Here is a 15,853-nt window from a genome sequence, read left to right as displayed (position 1 = left end):
CGGCACTACCGTGGATACGGTCGGTGGATACGGTCGGTGGATACGGTCGGTGGATGTGGTTGGTGGATGTGATCGGTGAGAGTGGTGGGTGCGGACCGCTGGTCCGCACTCTGCACGCCGACAGGTTTGACGCGCCCCAGCGAAAAGAGAACAATCCGCACCCAGCCATGGTCCTGCGCCCGCGAGCGGCGCCCCGCTGCCACCTCCGGCCAGCCTGCGTGATCCCAGCCACCGACCTTTCCCCCACGTGTGGGCGGATGGCCCGTGGCCGTCCGCCGAGGATCAGCCCACCATGTCCCTGCATCCGCTGTGCCGCCCGGCCCTGCTTGCCGTTTCCCTGTCCGTGGCCTGCGCCGCACAGGCCCAGTCCGCTCCCGAACGCAGCGCCCGCAGCCGCAGCGCCACCGAGCTGGATGCGGTCAAGGTCACCGCCGAACGCACCCATGCCGAAACCGGCGCCCTCGGCGATCGCGCCCTGCGCGATACGCCGTTCGCCATCACCGCAGTGGGCCGTGAGCAGATCGAGCAACGCCAGGTGGTGTCGTTGGGCGAAGCGTTCGCGCTCGACCCGTCGGTGACCACCCAGGTCAGTGCCTACGCCAGTGGCTGGAGCTCGCCGATCCGCAACCGTGGCATCGACCTGAACTTTGACAGCTATCGGGTCAACGGCCTGCAGGTGTCTTCGTGGGGCACCGAGTGGCCGCTGGAAGTGATGGAACAGGTCGAGCTGCTGAAGGGACCCGCCGGCTTCCTGTACGGCTTCGGTGCCCCCGGCGGCCTCGTCAACTACGTGACCAGGAAGCCGACCGACAGCCCCACGTTCTCGGCGCAGCTGGGCTGGCGCGAGCAGGGCATCATCAGTGGCGGCATCGATGCCGGCGGCCGCTTCGGCAACGAGCAGATGTTCGGCTACCGCTTCAATGCGTACCGGGAAAAGGGCGAAACCTTCAACGGTGGCCAGGTCGACCGCAAGGTCGGTGCGCTGTCGCTGGACGCGCGCCTGAGCGATGCGCTCACCTGGACCTTCGACGGCGTGTTCCAGGCCCGTGACCTCAGCGGCGAAGCGCCGCAGTATTACTTCCGCGGCCTGACCTCGGTACCGCGGCCGATCGCCGGCGACATCGACAACGGCGTTCCCGGCACCTACTACGACACCCGCTCCAGCCTGCTCTCGACCGCGCTGGACTGGCAGATCAACTGCGCCTGGAAGGCCAGTCTCAGCTATGGCGTCACCACCTCCTGGAATGACGTCAACAAGATCTTCGCCTACATCGACTCGCCCAACGGTGACTACGACGTCAATGTCTACGAGCTGGGCGGCAAGAGCGAGTGGAAGCTGGCACAGGCGCAGGTCCAGGGCAGCTTCCGCACCGGCAGGCTCGCGCACCAGCTGGTGGCAGGGCTCAGTCACCAGACCGGGCTGGGCTGGGACCGCCCGTACGAATGGAACCTGATCGGCCGCGCCAACCTCTACCAGCGTTCGCCACTGCGCCACGATGCAGTGGGCTCGCGGGTGATGAGCCGTGGCGATGAAACCGTGCAGACGGCCCTGTTCGCCAGCGACACCGTCGACCTCGGCGGCGGTTGGTCGCTGCTGGCCGGCTGGCGCTACAACGACTACGAAACCAAGGGCCGCTACCACACCTATCCGGTGACCCCGACCTACGCGCTGATGTTCAAGCCGCGCGAGGACGTGACCTTGTACGCCAGCTACATCGAATCGCTTGAAGCCGGCAGCCGCGTCGGCACCGGCTACATCAATGCCGGCGACGTGCTGGACCCGACCCTCAGCAAGCAGTACGAGATCGGCGCCAAGGTGGAGGCGTCGCGCTGGAACGCCAACGTGGCCGCGTTCCGGCTGGAGCGTGGCGCCACCATCGATGCGCTCACCCCGGCCGGCAAGCGCCTGGTGCAGGACGGCATCACCCTGTACGAAGGCGTCGAGGCCAGCGCCGACCTGCACCTGACCGACACACTGACCGTCGGCGGCGGCGTGACCTGGCTGGACCCGACCTACGATCGCCTGTCACCGGACAGCGCGTCGCAGGAAGGCAACCGCACCGCCGGCGCTGCCCGCTGGAACGGCGTGCTGCATGCCACCTACCAGCTGCCGTGGCTGGATGGACTGGAAACCTACGCGGTGGCGCGTTACTACGGCGATGTCTGGTACGACGCCGACAACACCCTCAATCTGCCCGACTACACCCTGGTCAACGCGGGCGTGGGCTATCGCCTGCTGGCCTCCGGCCATCCGGTCGTGCTTCGCGCCAGCGTGGAGAACCTGGCCAACCGCCGCTACTGGTCCAACGCCGGCATCGGCCTGCCACGCACCCTGGCTCTGAGCGTGCGCTGGGAGATGTAACCCAACCTCGGTAGCGCCGGGCCGTGCCCGACGGTTTTGCCTGTCCGCCGCGCATGGCGCGGCGCTACCGGATTCGGTGGGTGGGGATCGTTGGTCCGCACATCGGTCGGTATATCAATCCGCACGCCCCCCCATTTCACGCGCCCCCCGCAATAATGGTGGGAGATCCTTCCGCCGAGTCTGCATGTCCACCCGCCAATCCCGCCTCAGCCGCCTGTGGGCCCACGAAAAGGCCAGTTATGGCCTGCGCGTGTTCATCGCCCTGAGCGCGGCGATGGCGGTGTGCTGGCAGCTGGATGCGCTCACGGCGCTGCCCGGCGTGTTCCTCGGCATCATCGCCAGCGCCATCGCCGAAACCGACGACAACGCGTGGGGCAGGACCAAGGCCGTGGCACTGTCACTGCTGTGCTTCTGCATCGCCGCGGCCTCGGTCATCTGGCTGTTCCCGTGGCCGTGGATCTTCATCGGCGCGCTGGCGCTGTCCACCTTCGGCCTGACCCTGCTGGGTGCGCTCGGCGAGCGCTATGCGTCCATTGCCCAGGCCACGGTGACGCTGGCCATCTACACCATGATCGGCCTGGAGCAGCATGGTGCCAGCGACCTGCACACTGCGCTGGAGGCGGTCAGCCACCTGCTGGCCGGTGCGCTCTGGTACGGCCTGCTGTCGATCCTGTGGACCGCGCTGTTTGCCAACCGACCGGTGCGCGAACGCGTGGCGCGGCTGTACCAGGAACTGGGTCGCTACCTGCAGTTGAAGGCCGCCCTGTTCGAGCCGGTGCGCGAGACGGACCTGCAGCGCCGCCAGCTCGACCTGGCGGAGCAGAACCGGCGCGTGGTCGGTGCATTGAACGAAGCGAAAGCTGCGATCCTGGCCCGCTTCGGCCGCTCCGGCCGACCCGGCGTGAACTCCGGCCTGTACCTGCGGCTGTATTACATGGCGCAGGATTTCCACGAGCGCGCCAGCTCCTCGCACTACCCGTATGGCGCGCTGGTCGATGCCTTCTTCCACAGCGACGTGCTGTACCGCTGCCAGCGCCTGCTCGACCTGCAGGGCCAGGCCTGCACGCGGCTGGGCGAAGCGATCCGGCTGCGCCGTCCGTTCGTGTATGGCCAGAGCAACCAGCAGGCCGGGCGCGATCTGGCCGATGCGCTGGCTTACCTGCGTGACCAGCAGCGCCCGCAGTGGCAACGCCTGCTCGGTTCGCTGGACCTGCTGGTGCACAACCTGCGCAGCATCGAGCGCCGCCTGCTCGATGCCGAGCGCTCCGAGGCCAGCCTCGACAACGTCGATACGCGGCTGCGCGACAGCAACCCGCACACGCTGCGAGAGATGGGCGTGCGCCTGCGCCAGCAGCTCACGCCCGGGTCGGTGCTGTTCCGCCACGGCCTGCGCATGGCGCTGGCGCTGATCGTCGGTTTCGCAGCGATCCGCCTGTTCAATGCACAGAACGGCTCGTGGGTGCTGCTGACCATCGTGTTCGTGTGCCGGCCCAACTTCGGCGCCACGCGGCAGCGCCTGGCCCAGCGCATCGTCGGCACCCTGGCCGGCCTGGTGCTCACCTGGGCGTTGCTGCAACTGTTCCCACAGCTGCATGTGCAGTTGCTGATCGCGCTGCTGTCGGCGTTGCTGTTCTTCTTCACCCGGACCGACCGCTACCTGGTGGCGTCGGCGGCGATCACGGTGATGGCACTGACCTGCTTCAACCTGATCGGCGACGGCTTCGTGCTGATCGTGCCGCGCATGGTCGATACCCTGCTGGGCTGTGCGATCGCCGCCGCCGCCGCGTTCCTGGTCCTGCCCGACTGGCAAGGCCGCCAGCTGCATCGGGTGCTGGCACGCGTGCTGGAGACCGCCGCCCGCTATCTCGAATCAGTGCTGGGCCAGTACCGCAGCGGCATGCGCGACGACCTCGCCTACCGCGTCGCCCGCCGCGACATGCACAATGCCGACGCCGCGCTGTCCACCGCGTTGTCGAACATGCTGCGCGAGCCTGGGCATGTGCGTCGCAATCTGGATGCCGGCTTCCATTTCCTGGCCTTGTCCAACACCTTGCTCGGCCACCTGTCGGCCCTCGGCGCACACCGCGACCAGGTCGACAGCTATGCCGGTGATCCGCTGGCGCTGGCCGCCGGCGAACGCGTGCGCAAGGCGCTGCAGCAGCTGGCGGGCGCCCTCACTGCACGCCAGCCGGTGACCGAGGATGACAATGATGCCGACCGCGCGGTGGCCGCCGAACTGGAACAGATCGACGACGCGATGCCGCCGAAGCTGCAGCTGATCCGCACGCAGATGGCGCTGGTGCTGCGCCTGCTGACGAAGCTGCGGGCAGCGGCCAATGAGGCGGTGCGTACGCTCACCTGACAACGTGCCGCCGGGCATGGCCCGGCGCTACCAGCGACGCAACAGCGCGTTGCGCCTGACGCTGCAGCCCGATCACGCAGCCGCGCGGATACTGGGTGACCCCTGCTCACGGATTCCCGCCATGAAGATCGAACTCAGCGGCCGCACCGCGCTGGTCACCGCCTCCACCGCCGGCATCGGGCTGGCCATCGCGCAGGGCCTGGCCGGCGCCGGTGCGCGGATCATCCTCAACGGCCGCAGCGCCGACAGCGTCGAACGCGCACGCCTGCAGCTGCTCGCCGCTGTTGCGGGGGCCGAGGTGATCGGCGTCGCCGCGGACCTGTCCGATGCGGCCGGCGTCGACACGCTGCTGGCCGGCCTGCCCAGGGTCGATATCCTGGTCAACAATGCCGGCATCTTCGGGCCGGAGGATTTCTTCGAGACCGACGACGCCACCTGGGACCGCTACTGGCAGACCAACGTGATGTCCGGCGTGCGCCTGTCGCGTGCCCTGCTGCCCGCGATGGTCGCGGCCGGCTGGGGCCGCGTGCTGTTCATTTCCTCCGAATCGGCACGCAACATCCCGGCCGACATGATCCACTACGGCGTCAGCAAGACTGCGCAGCTGTCGCTGTCGCGCGGCCTGGCCAAACGCGTGGCCGGCAGTGGCGTCACCGTCAACGCGGTACTGCCCGGCCCGACCCTTTCCGATGGTTTCGCCGCGATGTTCGAAGATGAACGCCAGCGCAGTGGCAAGCCGCTGGAGCAGATCGGCCGCGAGTTCGTGATGGAACATCGCCCGACCTCGGTCCTGCAGCGGGCCACCACGGTCGAGGAGGTGGCCAACATGGTGGTGTACCTGGCTTCGGTGCAGGCCTCGGCCACCTCCGGTGCGGCGCTGCGCGTGGACGGCGGCGTGGTCGACGATATCGTCTGAGGTTTCCAGGTGTGCGGACCAACGGTCCGCACCCACAGCGGATGGGCAGGAATGCTAGGCTGCGCCGGTCAAGGAGGCTCCATGTCCGGTCACAACCAGTTTGCCCTGCTGCGCCAGCGCCGTTTCCTGCCGTTCTTCGTCGTACAGGCGCTTGGGGCGTTCAACGACAATGTGTACCGGCAGGCCATCATCAGCATGCTGCTGTTCATGGCCGTTCCGGAAGAGGAACTGGGCCTGTACGCCACGCTGGCACCGGCCATCTTCATCCTGCCGTACTTCCTGTTCTCGGCTCTGGCCGGGCAGATCGCCGACAAGCTGGAAAAATCGCGGCTGATCGTGATCACCACCACCATGGAGATCGTGATCATGTCGCTGGCCGCCACCGGCTTCCTGATCCAGAGCCTGCCGGTGTTGCTGGTCGCGCTGTTCTGCACCGGCATGCAGTCGACCCTGTTCGGCCCGGTGAAGTACTCGGTGCTGCCCTCGGTGCTCAAGCCTGAAGAACTGACCGGCGGCAACGGCCTGGTCGAGATGGGCACCTCGATGTCGATCCTCTCCGGCATGATCGTCGGCGGCCTGGTGTTCACGGTGGCCGGCAGCCACGGCACGGTGGTGGCGGCATGCGCGATCATCGCGCTGGCGGTCTGCGGCAACATCGCCGCGCGGCTGATTCCCAAGGTCGATGCCGGCGACCCGAATCTGAAGATCAACTGGAACCCGCTGCCCGAATCGCTGGCGGTCCTGCGCATGGCGCGCCAGCAGAAGGCCGTGCGCAACGCGATCCTGGGCGTGTCCTGGTTCTGGTTCGTCGGCACCGTGCTGACCTCGCAGCTGCCGGCGTACGCGGTCGCCAACCTTGGTGGCGAACCGACCCTGTACATCTTCGCACTGGCCCTGTTCTCGGTCGGCACCGGGGTCGGCTCGCTGCTGTGCGAGAAGCTGTCGGCGCGCACCGTGGAAATCGGCCTGGTGCCGCTGGGCGCGTTCGGCATGACCGCGTTCCTGCTGGATCTGTACTTCGCCCGCAGCGGCGAGGCGACTGCGCACGGGTTGACCATCGGCACGTTCCTGCAGCAGCCGGGGAGCCTGCGCATCGTCATCGATCTTGTCGGAATCGGCCTGTTCACCGGCATCTTCGTGGTGCCGCTGTTCGCGCTGATCCAGAGCCGCACGCCGAAGGCACAGATGTCGCGCGTGTTCGCCGCGCTGAACATCCAGAACTCCGGCTTCATCGTGGCCGCCGCGCTGTTGTCGCTGGCCGCGCATAAGCTGCTGCACTGGACCATTCCGCAGCAGTTCCTGGCACTGGCCATCGCCAATGCCGTGGTGGCGATCTACATCTTCACCATCGTCCCCGAATTCCTGATGCGCTTCCTCAGCTGGTTGATGGTGCGCACCCTGTACCGGCTGCGCCCGCACGGCATCGAGGCCAACGTGCCCGACGAAGGCGCTGCACTGCTGGTCTGCAACCACGTCAGCTACATGGATGCGTTGATCCTGTCGGCGACGATCCCGCGCCCGGTACGGTTCGTCATGTACTACCGGATCTTCAACATCCCGGTGATGCGCTGGATCTTCCGCACCGCCAAGGCGATCCCGATTGCCGGTGCGCGCGAAGACCCGGCACTGATGCAGCGCGCGTTCGACGAGATCGATGCGGCGCTGGCCGAGGGCGAGCTGGTCTGCATCTTCCCGGAAGGCGCGTTGACCAGGGATGGCGCGATGGCGCCGTTCAAGTCCGGCGTCGAGAAGATCCTCGAACGGCGGCCGGTGCCGGTGGTGCCGATGGCGCTGCAGGGCATGTGGTCGAGCATGTGGAGCCGGCGCGACAGCCGCCTGGGCCGCATGCGCGTGCCACGCCGCTTCCGCGCCACCATCGACGTGGTGGCCGCGCCGGCCGTGGACGGCCATCGCACTGACGCCGCCACCCTGGAAGCCCAGGTCCGCGCCCTGCGTGGCGATCACGCCTGACGCAGCAGTCCGGGCTCACACAAGCCCCTGGCATACGCCACCGTCAAGTGCAGGTGGCGCCATGTCGCCGATGTAAACGCATACATGCAACGCCGGTTGCGGTAGATTACGCACCCACAGGGGGGAGGTTGGCCACGTTCACCGGGGTCCAGCCACCAAGGAATGGAGTCTTGCTTTGAATCAACCACCACCGCTCAGCCGTCCGGTCTACATCCCCAACCATCTGGTCTGGGCGATCCTGACGACGCTGTTCTGTTGCCTGCCGCTGGGCGTGGTGTCGATCGTCTATGCCTCCCAGGTCGATGGCCGCCGCGCGGCCGGCGATCTTCCCGGCGCCTACGATGCGTCGCGCAAGGCAGGCTGGTGGGCCGTGGCTTCGGCCGTGGCGCTGCCGGTCCTGTTGCTGTTGTGGTTCGGGCTGTTCGGCGGCTTGGCTGTGCTGGGCGCTCTTTCCGACCATTGATTCACCACCACCACCCATCAAGGAGCTTGAACCCATGAACACCGCTACTCCGCAGGTCCCGAACAATCTGGTCTGGGCAATCCTGTCCACCCTGTTCTGCTGCCTGCCGGCGGGCATCGTGTCGATCGTCTACGCCGCCCAGGTCAACGGCAAGCTGGCCGCAGGCGACGTCGCCGGTGCCCAGGATTCGGCCGCCAAGGCCAAGAAGTGGGCCATCTGGTCGGCCATCGCCGCCGTCGTGGTGGGCGTGCTGTACGGCATCCTCATCGTGGCTGTCGGCGGCATGGGCGCCATGAGCGGCGGCAGCAGCTACTGATGCCTCCGGACGGATCCGGCGCCCGCGCCGGATCCGTTGCCACATGTCAGCCCGTCCTGCCCATTTCCGCTTCGCCCGCTGGGCGCCGCTGCTGGCCGCCACCGGTCTGGCCGCAGGTGCTGCGGTCGTGCTGCGCCACGTCAATCCATATGTTGCCGGCAACCCGTTGCCGAGCTGCCCGGTGTACGCGCTGACCGGCCTGTATTGCCCGGGCTGTGGCAGCACCCGCTGCCTGTATTCACTGGTCCACTTCGACCTGCCTGGCGCAATGGCGATGAACCCGCTGCTGGTCGTCAGCCTGCCCTTCCTGCTGCTGATGCTGCTCAATGCCGCTGGCTTCCGCCCTCGCCTGCTCGACCCGCTGATGCGGGTGCTGGCCAACCCCACCTTCTGGCTGTGGCTGCTGCCCGGCTATGCGCTGCTGCGCAACCTGCCGTGGGCGCCGTTCACCGCGCTGGCACCGATCTAGGTTTCCGGCCAACGGCGCGGCCCCTCGTGGTGGCGCGACATCTGAAGGTGGAAGCCTGGGGGTTGGCCGGGCGCGATGGGTTTGCGGGGGACGCCGTGAATCCATCCCTGGAGGCTTGGCCGCGGCTTGCTCGTGTGCGCTGTCCTGCGCACACGGCAAGACCGGGGTTGGGCCTCCTGCCCAACCCGCCCGAGGCATGCCTCGGGCCCACGCCGCGGACACCCCCGCAAACCCATCGCGCCCGGCCACGGACAGTTTCCGTGCGCGTCCACCACGGAAAAGAAAGAGAAGATCAGAAGCGGATCGCTTCGCTCTGCATCCACGCATGGCGTGGATCTACCGTGTCGACCAAGGTCGACACCCACCGGCAATCGCAGTTGACCCACCGTCACCGGGAAACTGTCGAAGGCGGGGTGGGTCGGATGGCGGGGGTGTGAACCGCATGGATGCGGCGACCAAGCCCCCATGGACGGGTTTACGGCGTCCCCCGCCATCCGACCCACCCCGCCATCTCGCGGTAATCCGGCTGTTGCTGTTGCTGTTGCTGTTGCTTCTGCAGGTGCAGGGCTGCAAGCCCTGCAAAGTACCTACGTCACCCAGCCTGCAATCACCAGCAGGGCCAGCACGGCCAGCCACAGCAGCAGCATCCGCCACACCAGACTCATCGCATCACGCAGTTCCGGCAGGCGCTGCCACACCGGCAACAAGCCCGCTTCGGTGTAATCGTGCGCGTCCTCGCGCAGTTCGGCGTTGACGCTGGCGCGTGCCACCGCGCCGAGGAAGGCGATGCCTCCGGCCAGACGCTCGCCGTGCGCCTGCCGCCACGCTTTCCACGCCGTATCGAAATTGCCGACCAGCGCCATCGAGAACGCCATCAGCTGCGCCACCGGCCACTCGATCCAGCCCAGCAGCCGCTGCGCCACTGCCAGCGGCTCGGCCGGAACACGAGCGCGCATCGGGCTTTCCGCCATCAGCGCCAGCAATCGATAGCCCAGGGCACCGGCCGGGCCAAGCAACAGGAACCAGAACAGCACCGCAAACCAGCGCCGCAGTGCGTTGAGCACGGTGGCTTCCACCAGCGACGGTACGTCCTCGCGCAGGCTGCCGCCGGCGGCCTGCAGGTTGCGCATGGCCGCCTGCCGGGTCGCCGCATCATCGGCATCGATGACCGCCTCGATATCGCGATCCAGGTCGCGCGGGCCCCAGCACCACGCCAGCACCACCACCCCCAGCAGCAGCGACGGCAGCCCGAACAGCACCCCGCGCAGCAGCCATGCCAGCAACGCCATCAACAGCAGTGGCGGCAGCAAGGCAAGGGCGACACCTGCCGGTCCATGCCAGGCCTTGCCACCGCGCCCGTCCAGCCAGCCCAGCCAACGCCGGAAGCCATCGAAGCGACGCAGCGAAGCGGCAGCGGCCGGAGCGACATGGCCCAGGGCCAGTGCAACCAGCACGGCGGCCAGAGTGGTGAACATGGCAGGTCTCCCTACAAAACAGAACGCGTGGCGCCGCTACCTTACCTGTCGCAGCCGCCGCTTCACGGATGGCCCGCACTGTAACCCGGGCCGTGTTCAGGTGGCGGCAATACCGGGCCGTTGCACGCCCGCTGGCCGCCTGCCGTCACGCCTTCTGCTGGTGGTACCAGTGCTCGATCAGACCACGCGAAATCGAGATCGGCGGTGACAGGCGGATGCCCTGTCCGTCGTCATGGGCATCACGCGCCAGCGCAGCGCCCACCTCTTCGGCACTGAACCAGCGCGCATCTTCCAGCTCACCATCCACCGTTGGCAGGTCGTCCTGGGCCTGTGCACGGAAGCCGACCATCAGCGCGCCGGGGAACGGCCACGGCTGCGAACCGAGGTACTGGCAGGCGGTCACCCGCACCTTGCTCTCCTCGTGGACTTCGCGCACCACGGTCTGCTCGAAGGTCTCGCCCGGTTCGACGAAGCCGGCCAGCACTGAGTAGCGGCGCGGCGCCCAGTTCGACTGGCGGCCGAGCAGCAGGCGGCCCTGGTTTTCCACCGCCACGATCACGGCGGGATCGACACGCGGGTAGTGCTCGGTGGAGCACTGCGCGCAACGGCCCACGAAACCGCCGCGTGCAAACGCCACGGCGCCGCCGCACACACCACAGAAGCGGGTGCGCGCGTGCCAGTAGGACATGCCGCGCGCGTAGCTGAAGGCGGTTGCATCGGCCATCGGCCACAGCAACGCGGCCTGCCGCAGGTCGAGGCGACGCGGTGCAGTGACGGTTACATTGGCGGCTTCGACCGAAAACCAGGCCTGTTCGCCGCGCAGGCCGAGGAAGATCGCGGCACCGGGGCCACCGCCGATATCGGCGCCGGTCACCGCCAGCGGTTGATCGTCATCGTCGGTGAAGGCGCTGCCGTCATGGTCGAGAACAAGGATGCGCGCGCCCGGCCACAGGCGCGCCAGTGCTTCGGCATCGTCGCGCAGGGCATCGGCGCGCTCCAGCGGTTCGCCCACGAAGGCGAAACCGGAAAGCGGCGAAGGAGTATTGGGCATCCGCCAAGCGTGCCGCCAATCGCTGCAGGTGGCAAGCCGCAGGCTTTGCGTGGGTGTGGAGCTTGCTCCACACACCTTGTTGCGCAGGACGCAGGCCCCGCGCCCCGCCTACATGCTGAAGCTGCTGCCGCAGCCGCAGGTGGTCTTGGCATTCGGGTTGCGGATCACGAACTGGGCACCGGTCAGGCTCTCGGTGTAGTCCACCTCGGCGCCCATCAGGTACTGCAGGCTCAGCGGGTCCACCAGCAGGGTCACCCCGCTGGTCTGCACCGCCAGATCATCGTCGGCCCGGTTCTCGTCGAACTCGAACCCGTACTGGAAGCCCGAACAGCCGCCCCCTTCGATGTACACGCGCAGGGCCAGGTCGGGGTTGCCCTCTTCCTGGATCAGGGATCTGACCTTGGCGGCCGCCGACTCGGTGAAGTTCAGCGGGCGCTCCAGCGACTGGTAATCGGGCGCGGCGGCCGGGGTGGCGCCGGGCAGGGAGACTAGCGTGCTCATGGTGTCAGCATGGGGGCGCCGACGATGGCTTTCAAGCCATCGCCTCGGCCAGCTTGCGGCGCGCGGCGGTGTCGCCCTTGCCCGCATTGGCCTCATCGCCGTCCGGGGCCGGCAGCGCCGCCATCGGGGCGCTGGCATGGATCAGGCGGCCGTTCAGCTGGGCGCCCGCATTCATTTCCACCACCTGGTAATGGACGTTGCCGTTGACCCGCGCGCTCGGCGTCAGTTCAACCTTCTCGGTGGCGTGCACATCGCCGTCCAGGCGGCCACTGATGACCACCACCTGGGCACGGATCTCGCCTTCGATCACGCCGTGCTCGGCCACCGTCAGGGTCGCGCCACTGGCGCCCTCGGCGGCGATCACCTTGCCGTGGATGCGGCCTTCCACGTACAGGCCACCACTGAATTCCACATCGCCGCGGATCACCACCTGGTTGCCGATCAGGGCGTCGACCACCAGCTGGCCATCACGGTTGGATTTGCTGTTCCCGAACATCTGCCTACTCCCCTTTGCTGGCCGGCGCACCGGCCTGTTTCCAGTCGAATACCTGGGTGGTACCCCCCGTACCACTCCCCAATGTCACCCGCACGCGTTGCGGGGTGAAGTCAGCCGGCAGCATGACGCTGCCGGTGATCTGCTGGAAGTACCGGAACGAGTAATCCTGCCCCGGTACCTTGCTGCGCTGGTGCAGATCATCCCAGCTGATCGTGGCCAGCTTGCCGTTCTTCACGCCTTCCACGGTGAAGCGCATCTGCCCCTGGCTGATGGCACCGCGGTTGAGGTTCTGGGTCAGCACAGCGGTGTACTGCCAGGTGCCGGCGGTCTCCGGGCTGAACTCGATGGAATGGGTATTCAACCCCTTGCGCTGGCTGGTCGAGCCGACCAGGCGCTCGTAGAAGGCGACGTCGGCACGCAGGCCGGCGATTTCCTCATCACGCTCGGCCAGCGAGGACTGCACCTCGGTATTGGCGGCGCGGCTGATGCGGTCGGAGGCTTCCAGCGTGGCCTGCTTCTGGCGCAGCTCGGTCAGTTGCCCTTGCAGCGTCTCGGCGCGCTTCTCGGCAGCCTGCAGGCGCTGGCCCTGGGCATCGCGCGGGGTGGCCAGCCAGCAGCCACCGAGGACCGCCAGCACCAGGCTGAGCAGCCAGATGCCGCCGATCACCAGCAGCCGGCGACGGTCGGTGGGGGGCTGCGAGGCACCCGGCAGGCGCACCTGCACGCGCATGGGTGGGCGGTTGTTCATGGGTGGATTCCGGGGCATCGCCAGGGCGATACCGGTACGGCCCCTGTGGCAAACGACGGGCTAGTGTATGACAGGACGGGTGGGTTTCCTGCGCAGTGGCCCGCCACGGTCTGTGGCGTTCAGCCACGCCATCGCCGATAGTGTGGCCCCCTGCACAGTTCCGTCGCCGGAGCACCGCCATGACCGAAGCCCACCTGTTCGTGATCGGCATCCTGCTGGCCTGGCTGGCCGGCATCCGCGTCTACCTCACCGTGTTCGGCGTCGGCCTGGCCGGCCTGCTCGGCTGGGTCGACCTGCCGCCCGCCCTGCAGGCGACCGAATCGTGGTGGGTGCTGGGCACGTCCGCGGCACTGGCGATCACCGAATTCTTTGCCGACAAGATCCCTGGCGTGGACTCGGCCTGGGACCTGGTACAGACCCTGGCGCGCGTGCCCGCCGGAGCCTTCCTCGCCGCCGCCACGCTGTCGCCGGACGGCCAGCTGGGAACCGGCGCACTCGCCGCTGGCGCCGGTGTCGCCCTGGCCAGCCACGGCCTGAAGGCCGGCACCCGCGCCCTGCTCAACACCTCGCCGGAGCCGGCCAGCAACTGGGTCGCCTCGGCCGCCGAGGACACCGTGGTGATCGGCGGCCTGGCGCTGGCACTGGCGCACCCGTGGATCGCGCTGGTGGTGGTGCTGGCCTGCAGCCTGGCCGGTGCACTGGCGGTGTGGCTGGTCTGGCGCGCCCTGTGGAAAGGCGTGCGCTGGCTGGCACGTGGCGGCTCGGCGTCGGTCACAAGGCCATCCGGCAGCGGTTGATCACCAGGCTTGTCGCATAATGGACGCGAACACCAGGAGCACCGATGGCCGCAAACGAATCCCCCGCGGGCGCCCGCCCGGGACGCGCTGAAACCCCGCCGGCCGACCACTGGCAGCGCTGGGCACACCCGGTGACAGCTCCGGTGATGGCAACACCGCCGCCTCCGGCCAGCCCGGCGGCGGCAACAGCACCGCCCCCGCTCGCGCCCCCGGCGCTGCCTGGCGCGGCGGTGCTGGCCGACGCCGGCAACTCGGACCCGGCTCCGCCACCTGCGGACTCGCCCTATCGCGTGCTGATCGTCGAGGACGACCGTGCCCAGGCCCTGTTCGCGCAGAGCGTGCTGCACGGCGCCGGCATGCAGGCGATCGTGCACAGCGATGCCGACGGCGCGCTGCAGGCCATCAAGGAACACCATCCCGACCTGATCCTGATGGACCTGCACCTGCCGGGGCTGGATGGCATGCGGCTGACCGCCCTGATCCGCCAGCAACCTGGCCTGCAACTGCTGCCGATCGTGTTCCTCAGCGGCGACCCGGATCCGGAGCGCCAGTTCGAAGTGCTCGACAGCGGCGCCGATGATTACCTGAGCAAGCCGATCCGGCCCCGTCACCTGATCGCGGCCGTGGCCAACCGCATCCGCCGTGCGCGTGCGCAGGCCGCGACGCTGCCGGGGGTGGGCGGTGCGCCGGCCACCAGCAATCCGGAAACCGGCCTGCCGACGCGCCACCATGTGCTGCAGCAGCTCAATGCCGCGCTCGCCCACCGCGACGCGGGCGGTGTGTTCTTCATCGAGGTGGCCAGCGCCCTCGGGCTGCGCGAGCGCTACGGCTACGCCGCCTTCGAGCGGCTGATGGTGCAGGCCGGGCAACGTCTGGCCGAGGCCGGCGAACCGCATCTGCTGGCCCGCCTGAACGACAACAGCTTCCTGCTGCTGGCCCGCAATGCCGGCGAAGACTCGCTGGAAGGCATCGCCGCGACCCTTCGCGAACAGCTCTCGGCGCGCGCCTTCGTGATCCGCGATGACGAGTCGGTGCACCTGCGTGGCGTGGTCGGATATGCGCCGTTGTCGCCGGGCTTCGACGACGCCAGCAGCGCGCTGGAAGCGGTGGAAAGAACCACCCTGCAGGCGCGCCTGCTCAGCGCAGGCGTGGCCGGCCACGTGCATCGCCAGGCCGTGACCGAGCAGGAGCACCTGGCCCTGCTGGAAGGCCAGCTGGAACTGGCCTACCAGCCGATCGTCGCCGTGGCCGGTGGCAATACCGCGCAGTACCAGCTGCTGCTGCGCCTGCGCCAGGCCGATGGCACGGTGCTGGCCGCCGGCCAGGTGATTCCGGCGGCCGAAGCGGCCGGCCGCATCGCCGACCTCGACCAGCAGGTGATGGACCATGCGCTGGGCCTGCTGGACCTGTACCGGCATGCCACCCAGCCGCTGAACCTGTTCGTTTCGCAGTCGCTGCGCACCCTGCAGCGCGATGCCTTCGGCGACTGGCTGCTGGAATCGCTGCAGCAGCGCGATCTGCCCGGCAGCGCGCTGGTGATCGACGTGCGCCTGCCCGACGCGCTGATCCACACCGTGCCGTTGCAGCAGTTCTGCCAGCGCATGGCCAGTGCCGGCGTACGTTTCTGCCTGAGCCAGTTCGAGCCCGGCGCCGACGCCGACGCGCTGCTGACCCAGCTGCCGCTGTCGTTCGTGCGCATGGCCGCGCGCTTTTCCAGCAGCCATTCCAACCCGGCCACGCGCGAGGAACTGCGCCGGGCGATCGAACAGGCGCACGCTGCCGGGTTGCAGATCATCGGCCAGCAGATCGAAGACCCGCAGGCCGCCGCGGCGATGTGGGTCGGCGGTGTCGACTACATCCAGGGCAACATGGTGCAGTCGGCCGGCAGCGATCTGAACTTCGACTTCCACAACGCGGTGCTCTGAG

The 15,853-nt window shown here is 68.2% G+C and carries 14 protein-coding genes; 9 read left to right on the top strand and 5 right to left on the bottom strand.

The window, feature by feature from the left end; translation table 11 throughout:
• Nucleotides 1-292 precede the first annotated feature (292 nt).
• From LZ605_RS17520 to LZ605_RS17490, 7 genes are all read left to right on the top strand, one after another.
• The gene (locus tag LZ605_RS17520; RefSeq protein WP_249842663.1) at nt 293-2,362 is read left to right on the top strand and encodes a TonB-dependent siderophore receptor; all 2,070 of its coding nucleotides are present in this window, start codon (nt 293-295) and stop codon (nt 2,360-2,362) included.
• Between the two features lie 184 nt (nt 2,363-2,546).
• Nucleotides 2,547-4,724, top strand: coding sequence for a YccS family putative transporter (gene yccS / locus LZ605_RS17515; RefSeq protein ID WP_249842662.1), 2,178 nt, complete (start codon nt 2,547-2,549; stop codon nt 4,722-4,724).
• Nucleotides 4,725-4,845: 121 nt separating this feature from the next.
• Nucleotides 4,846-5,640, top strand: coding sequence for an SDR family NAD(P)-dependent oxidoreductase (locus LZ605_RS17510; RefSeq protein WP_249842661.1), 795 nt, complete (start codon nt 4,846-4,848; stop codon nt 5,638-5,640).
• An 81-nt stretch (nt 5,641-5,721) separates the two neighbouring features.
• Nucleotides 5,722-7,611 (top strand): MFS transporter, encoded by a 1,890-nt coding sequence (locus LZ605_RS17505; RefSeq protein WP_249842660.1) that lies wholly within the window; start codon nt 5,722-5,724, stop codon nt 7,609-7,611.
• A 175-nt stretch (nt 7,612-7,786) separates the two neighbouring features.
• Nucleotides 7,787-8,074: a CD225/dispanin family protein gene (locus LZ605_RS17500; protein WP_057497552.1), complete on the top strand. Its 288-nt coding sequence runs from the start codon at nt 7,787-7,789 to the stop codon at nt 8,072-8,074.
• Between the two features lie 34 nt (nt 8,075-8,108).
• Nucleotides 8,109-8,390 carry a CD225/dispanin family protein gene (locus tag LZ605_RS17495; protein WP_107233261.1) on the top strand — a complete coding sequence of 94 codons (282 nt, stop codon included), beginning with the start codon at nt 8,109-8,111 and terminating at the stop codon, nt 8,388-8,390.
• Between the two features lie 43 nt (nt 8,391-8,433).
• Nucleotides 8,434-8,859, top strand: coding sequence for a DUF2752 domain-containing protein (locus LZ605_RS17490; protein WP_249842659.1), 426 nt, complete (start codon nt 8,434-8,436; stop codon nt 8,857-8,859).
• Between the two features lie 587 nt (nt 8,860-9,446).
• Here the strand turns inward: LZ605_RS17490 and ampE are convergent.
• The 5 genes from ampE to LZ605_RS17465 form a co-directional block, all read right to left on the bottom strand.
• The gene (ampE, locus tag LZ605_RS17485) at nt 9,447-10,334 is read right to left on the bottom strand and encodes a regulatory signaling modulator protein AmpE (RefSeq protein WP_249842658.1); all 888 of its coding nucleotides are present in this window, start codon (nt 10,332-10,334) and stop codon (nt 9,447-9,449) included.
• 145 nt (nt 10,335-10,479) lie between these two features.
• Complete coding sequence (gene nudC / locus LZ605_RS17480; protein WP_249842657.1) at nt 10,480-11,385, bottom strand: NAD(+) diphosphatase; 906 nt, start codon at nt 11,383-11,385, stop codon at nt 10,480-10,482.
• A 108-nt stretch (nt 11,386-11,493) separates the two neighbouring features.
• A complete protein-coding gene (gene erpA / locus LZ605_RS17475; protein WP_057497547.1) occupies nt 11,494-11,886 on the bottom strand; it encodes an iron-sulfur cluster insertion protein ErpA in 393 nt (130 codons plus the stop codon).
• A 31-nt stretch (nt 11,887-11,917) separates the two neighbouring features.
• Nucleotides 11,918-12,382 carry a bactofilin family protein gene (locus tag LZ605_RS17470; protein WP_249842656.1) on the bottom strand — a complete coding sequence of 155 codons (465 nt, stop codon included), beginning with the start codon at nt 12,380-12,382 and terminating at the stop codon, nt 11,918-11,920.
• Between the two features lie 4 nt (nt 12,383-12,386).
• Complete coding sequence (locus LZ605_RS17465; RefSeq protein WP_317657658.1) at nt 12,387-13,130, bottom strand: DUF6776 family protein; 744 nt, start codon at nt 13,128-13,130, stop codon at nt 12,387-12,389.
• Nucleotides 13,131-13,309: 179 nt separating this feature from the next.
• Here LZ605_RS17465 and LZ605_RS17460 point away from each other — a divergent pair, with 179 nt between their 5' ends.
• Together LZ605_RS17460 and LZ605_RS17455 are read left to right on the top strand one after the other, a co-directional pair.
• Nucleotides 13,310-13,927: a DUF4126 domain-containing protein gene (locus tag LZ605_RS17460; RefSeq protein ID WP_107232917.1), complete on the top strand. Its 618-nt coding sequence runs from the start codon at nt 13,310-13,312 to the stop codon at nt 13,925-13,927.
• Between the two features lie 44 nt (nt 13,928-13,971).
• Entirely contained in the window at nt 13,972-15,852 is a 1,881-nt protein-coding gene (locus LZ605_RS17455; RefSeq protein WP_249842655.1) for an EAL domain-containing protein, read from the top strand.
• The last annotated feature ends 1 nt before the right edge of the window (nt 15,853 follow it).

This window comes from Stenotrophomonas maltophilia (assembly GCF_023518235.1).
Classification (GTDB): domain Bacteria; phylum Pseudomonadota; class Gammaproteobacteria; order Xanthomonadales; family Xanthomonadaceae; genus Stenotrophomonas.
The sequence above is the reverse complement of the archived record's forward strand: the minus strand, read 5'-3'. Positions and strand labels throughout refer to the sequence as shown.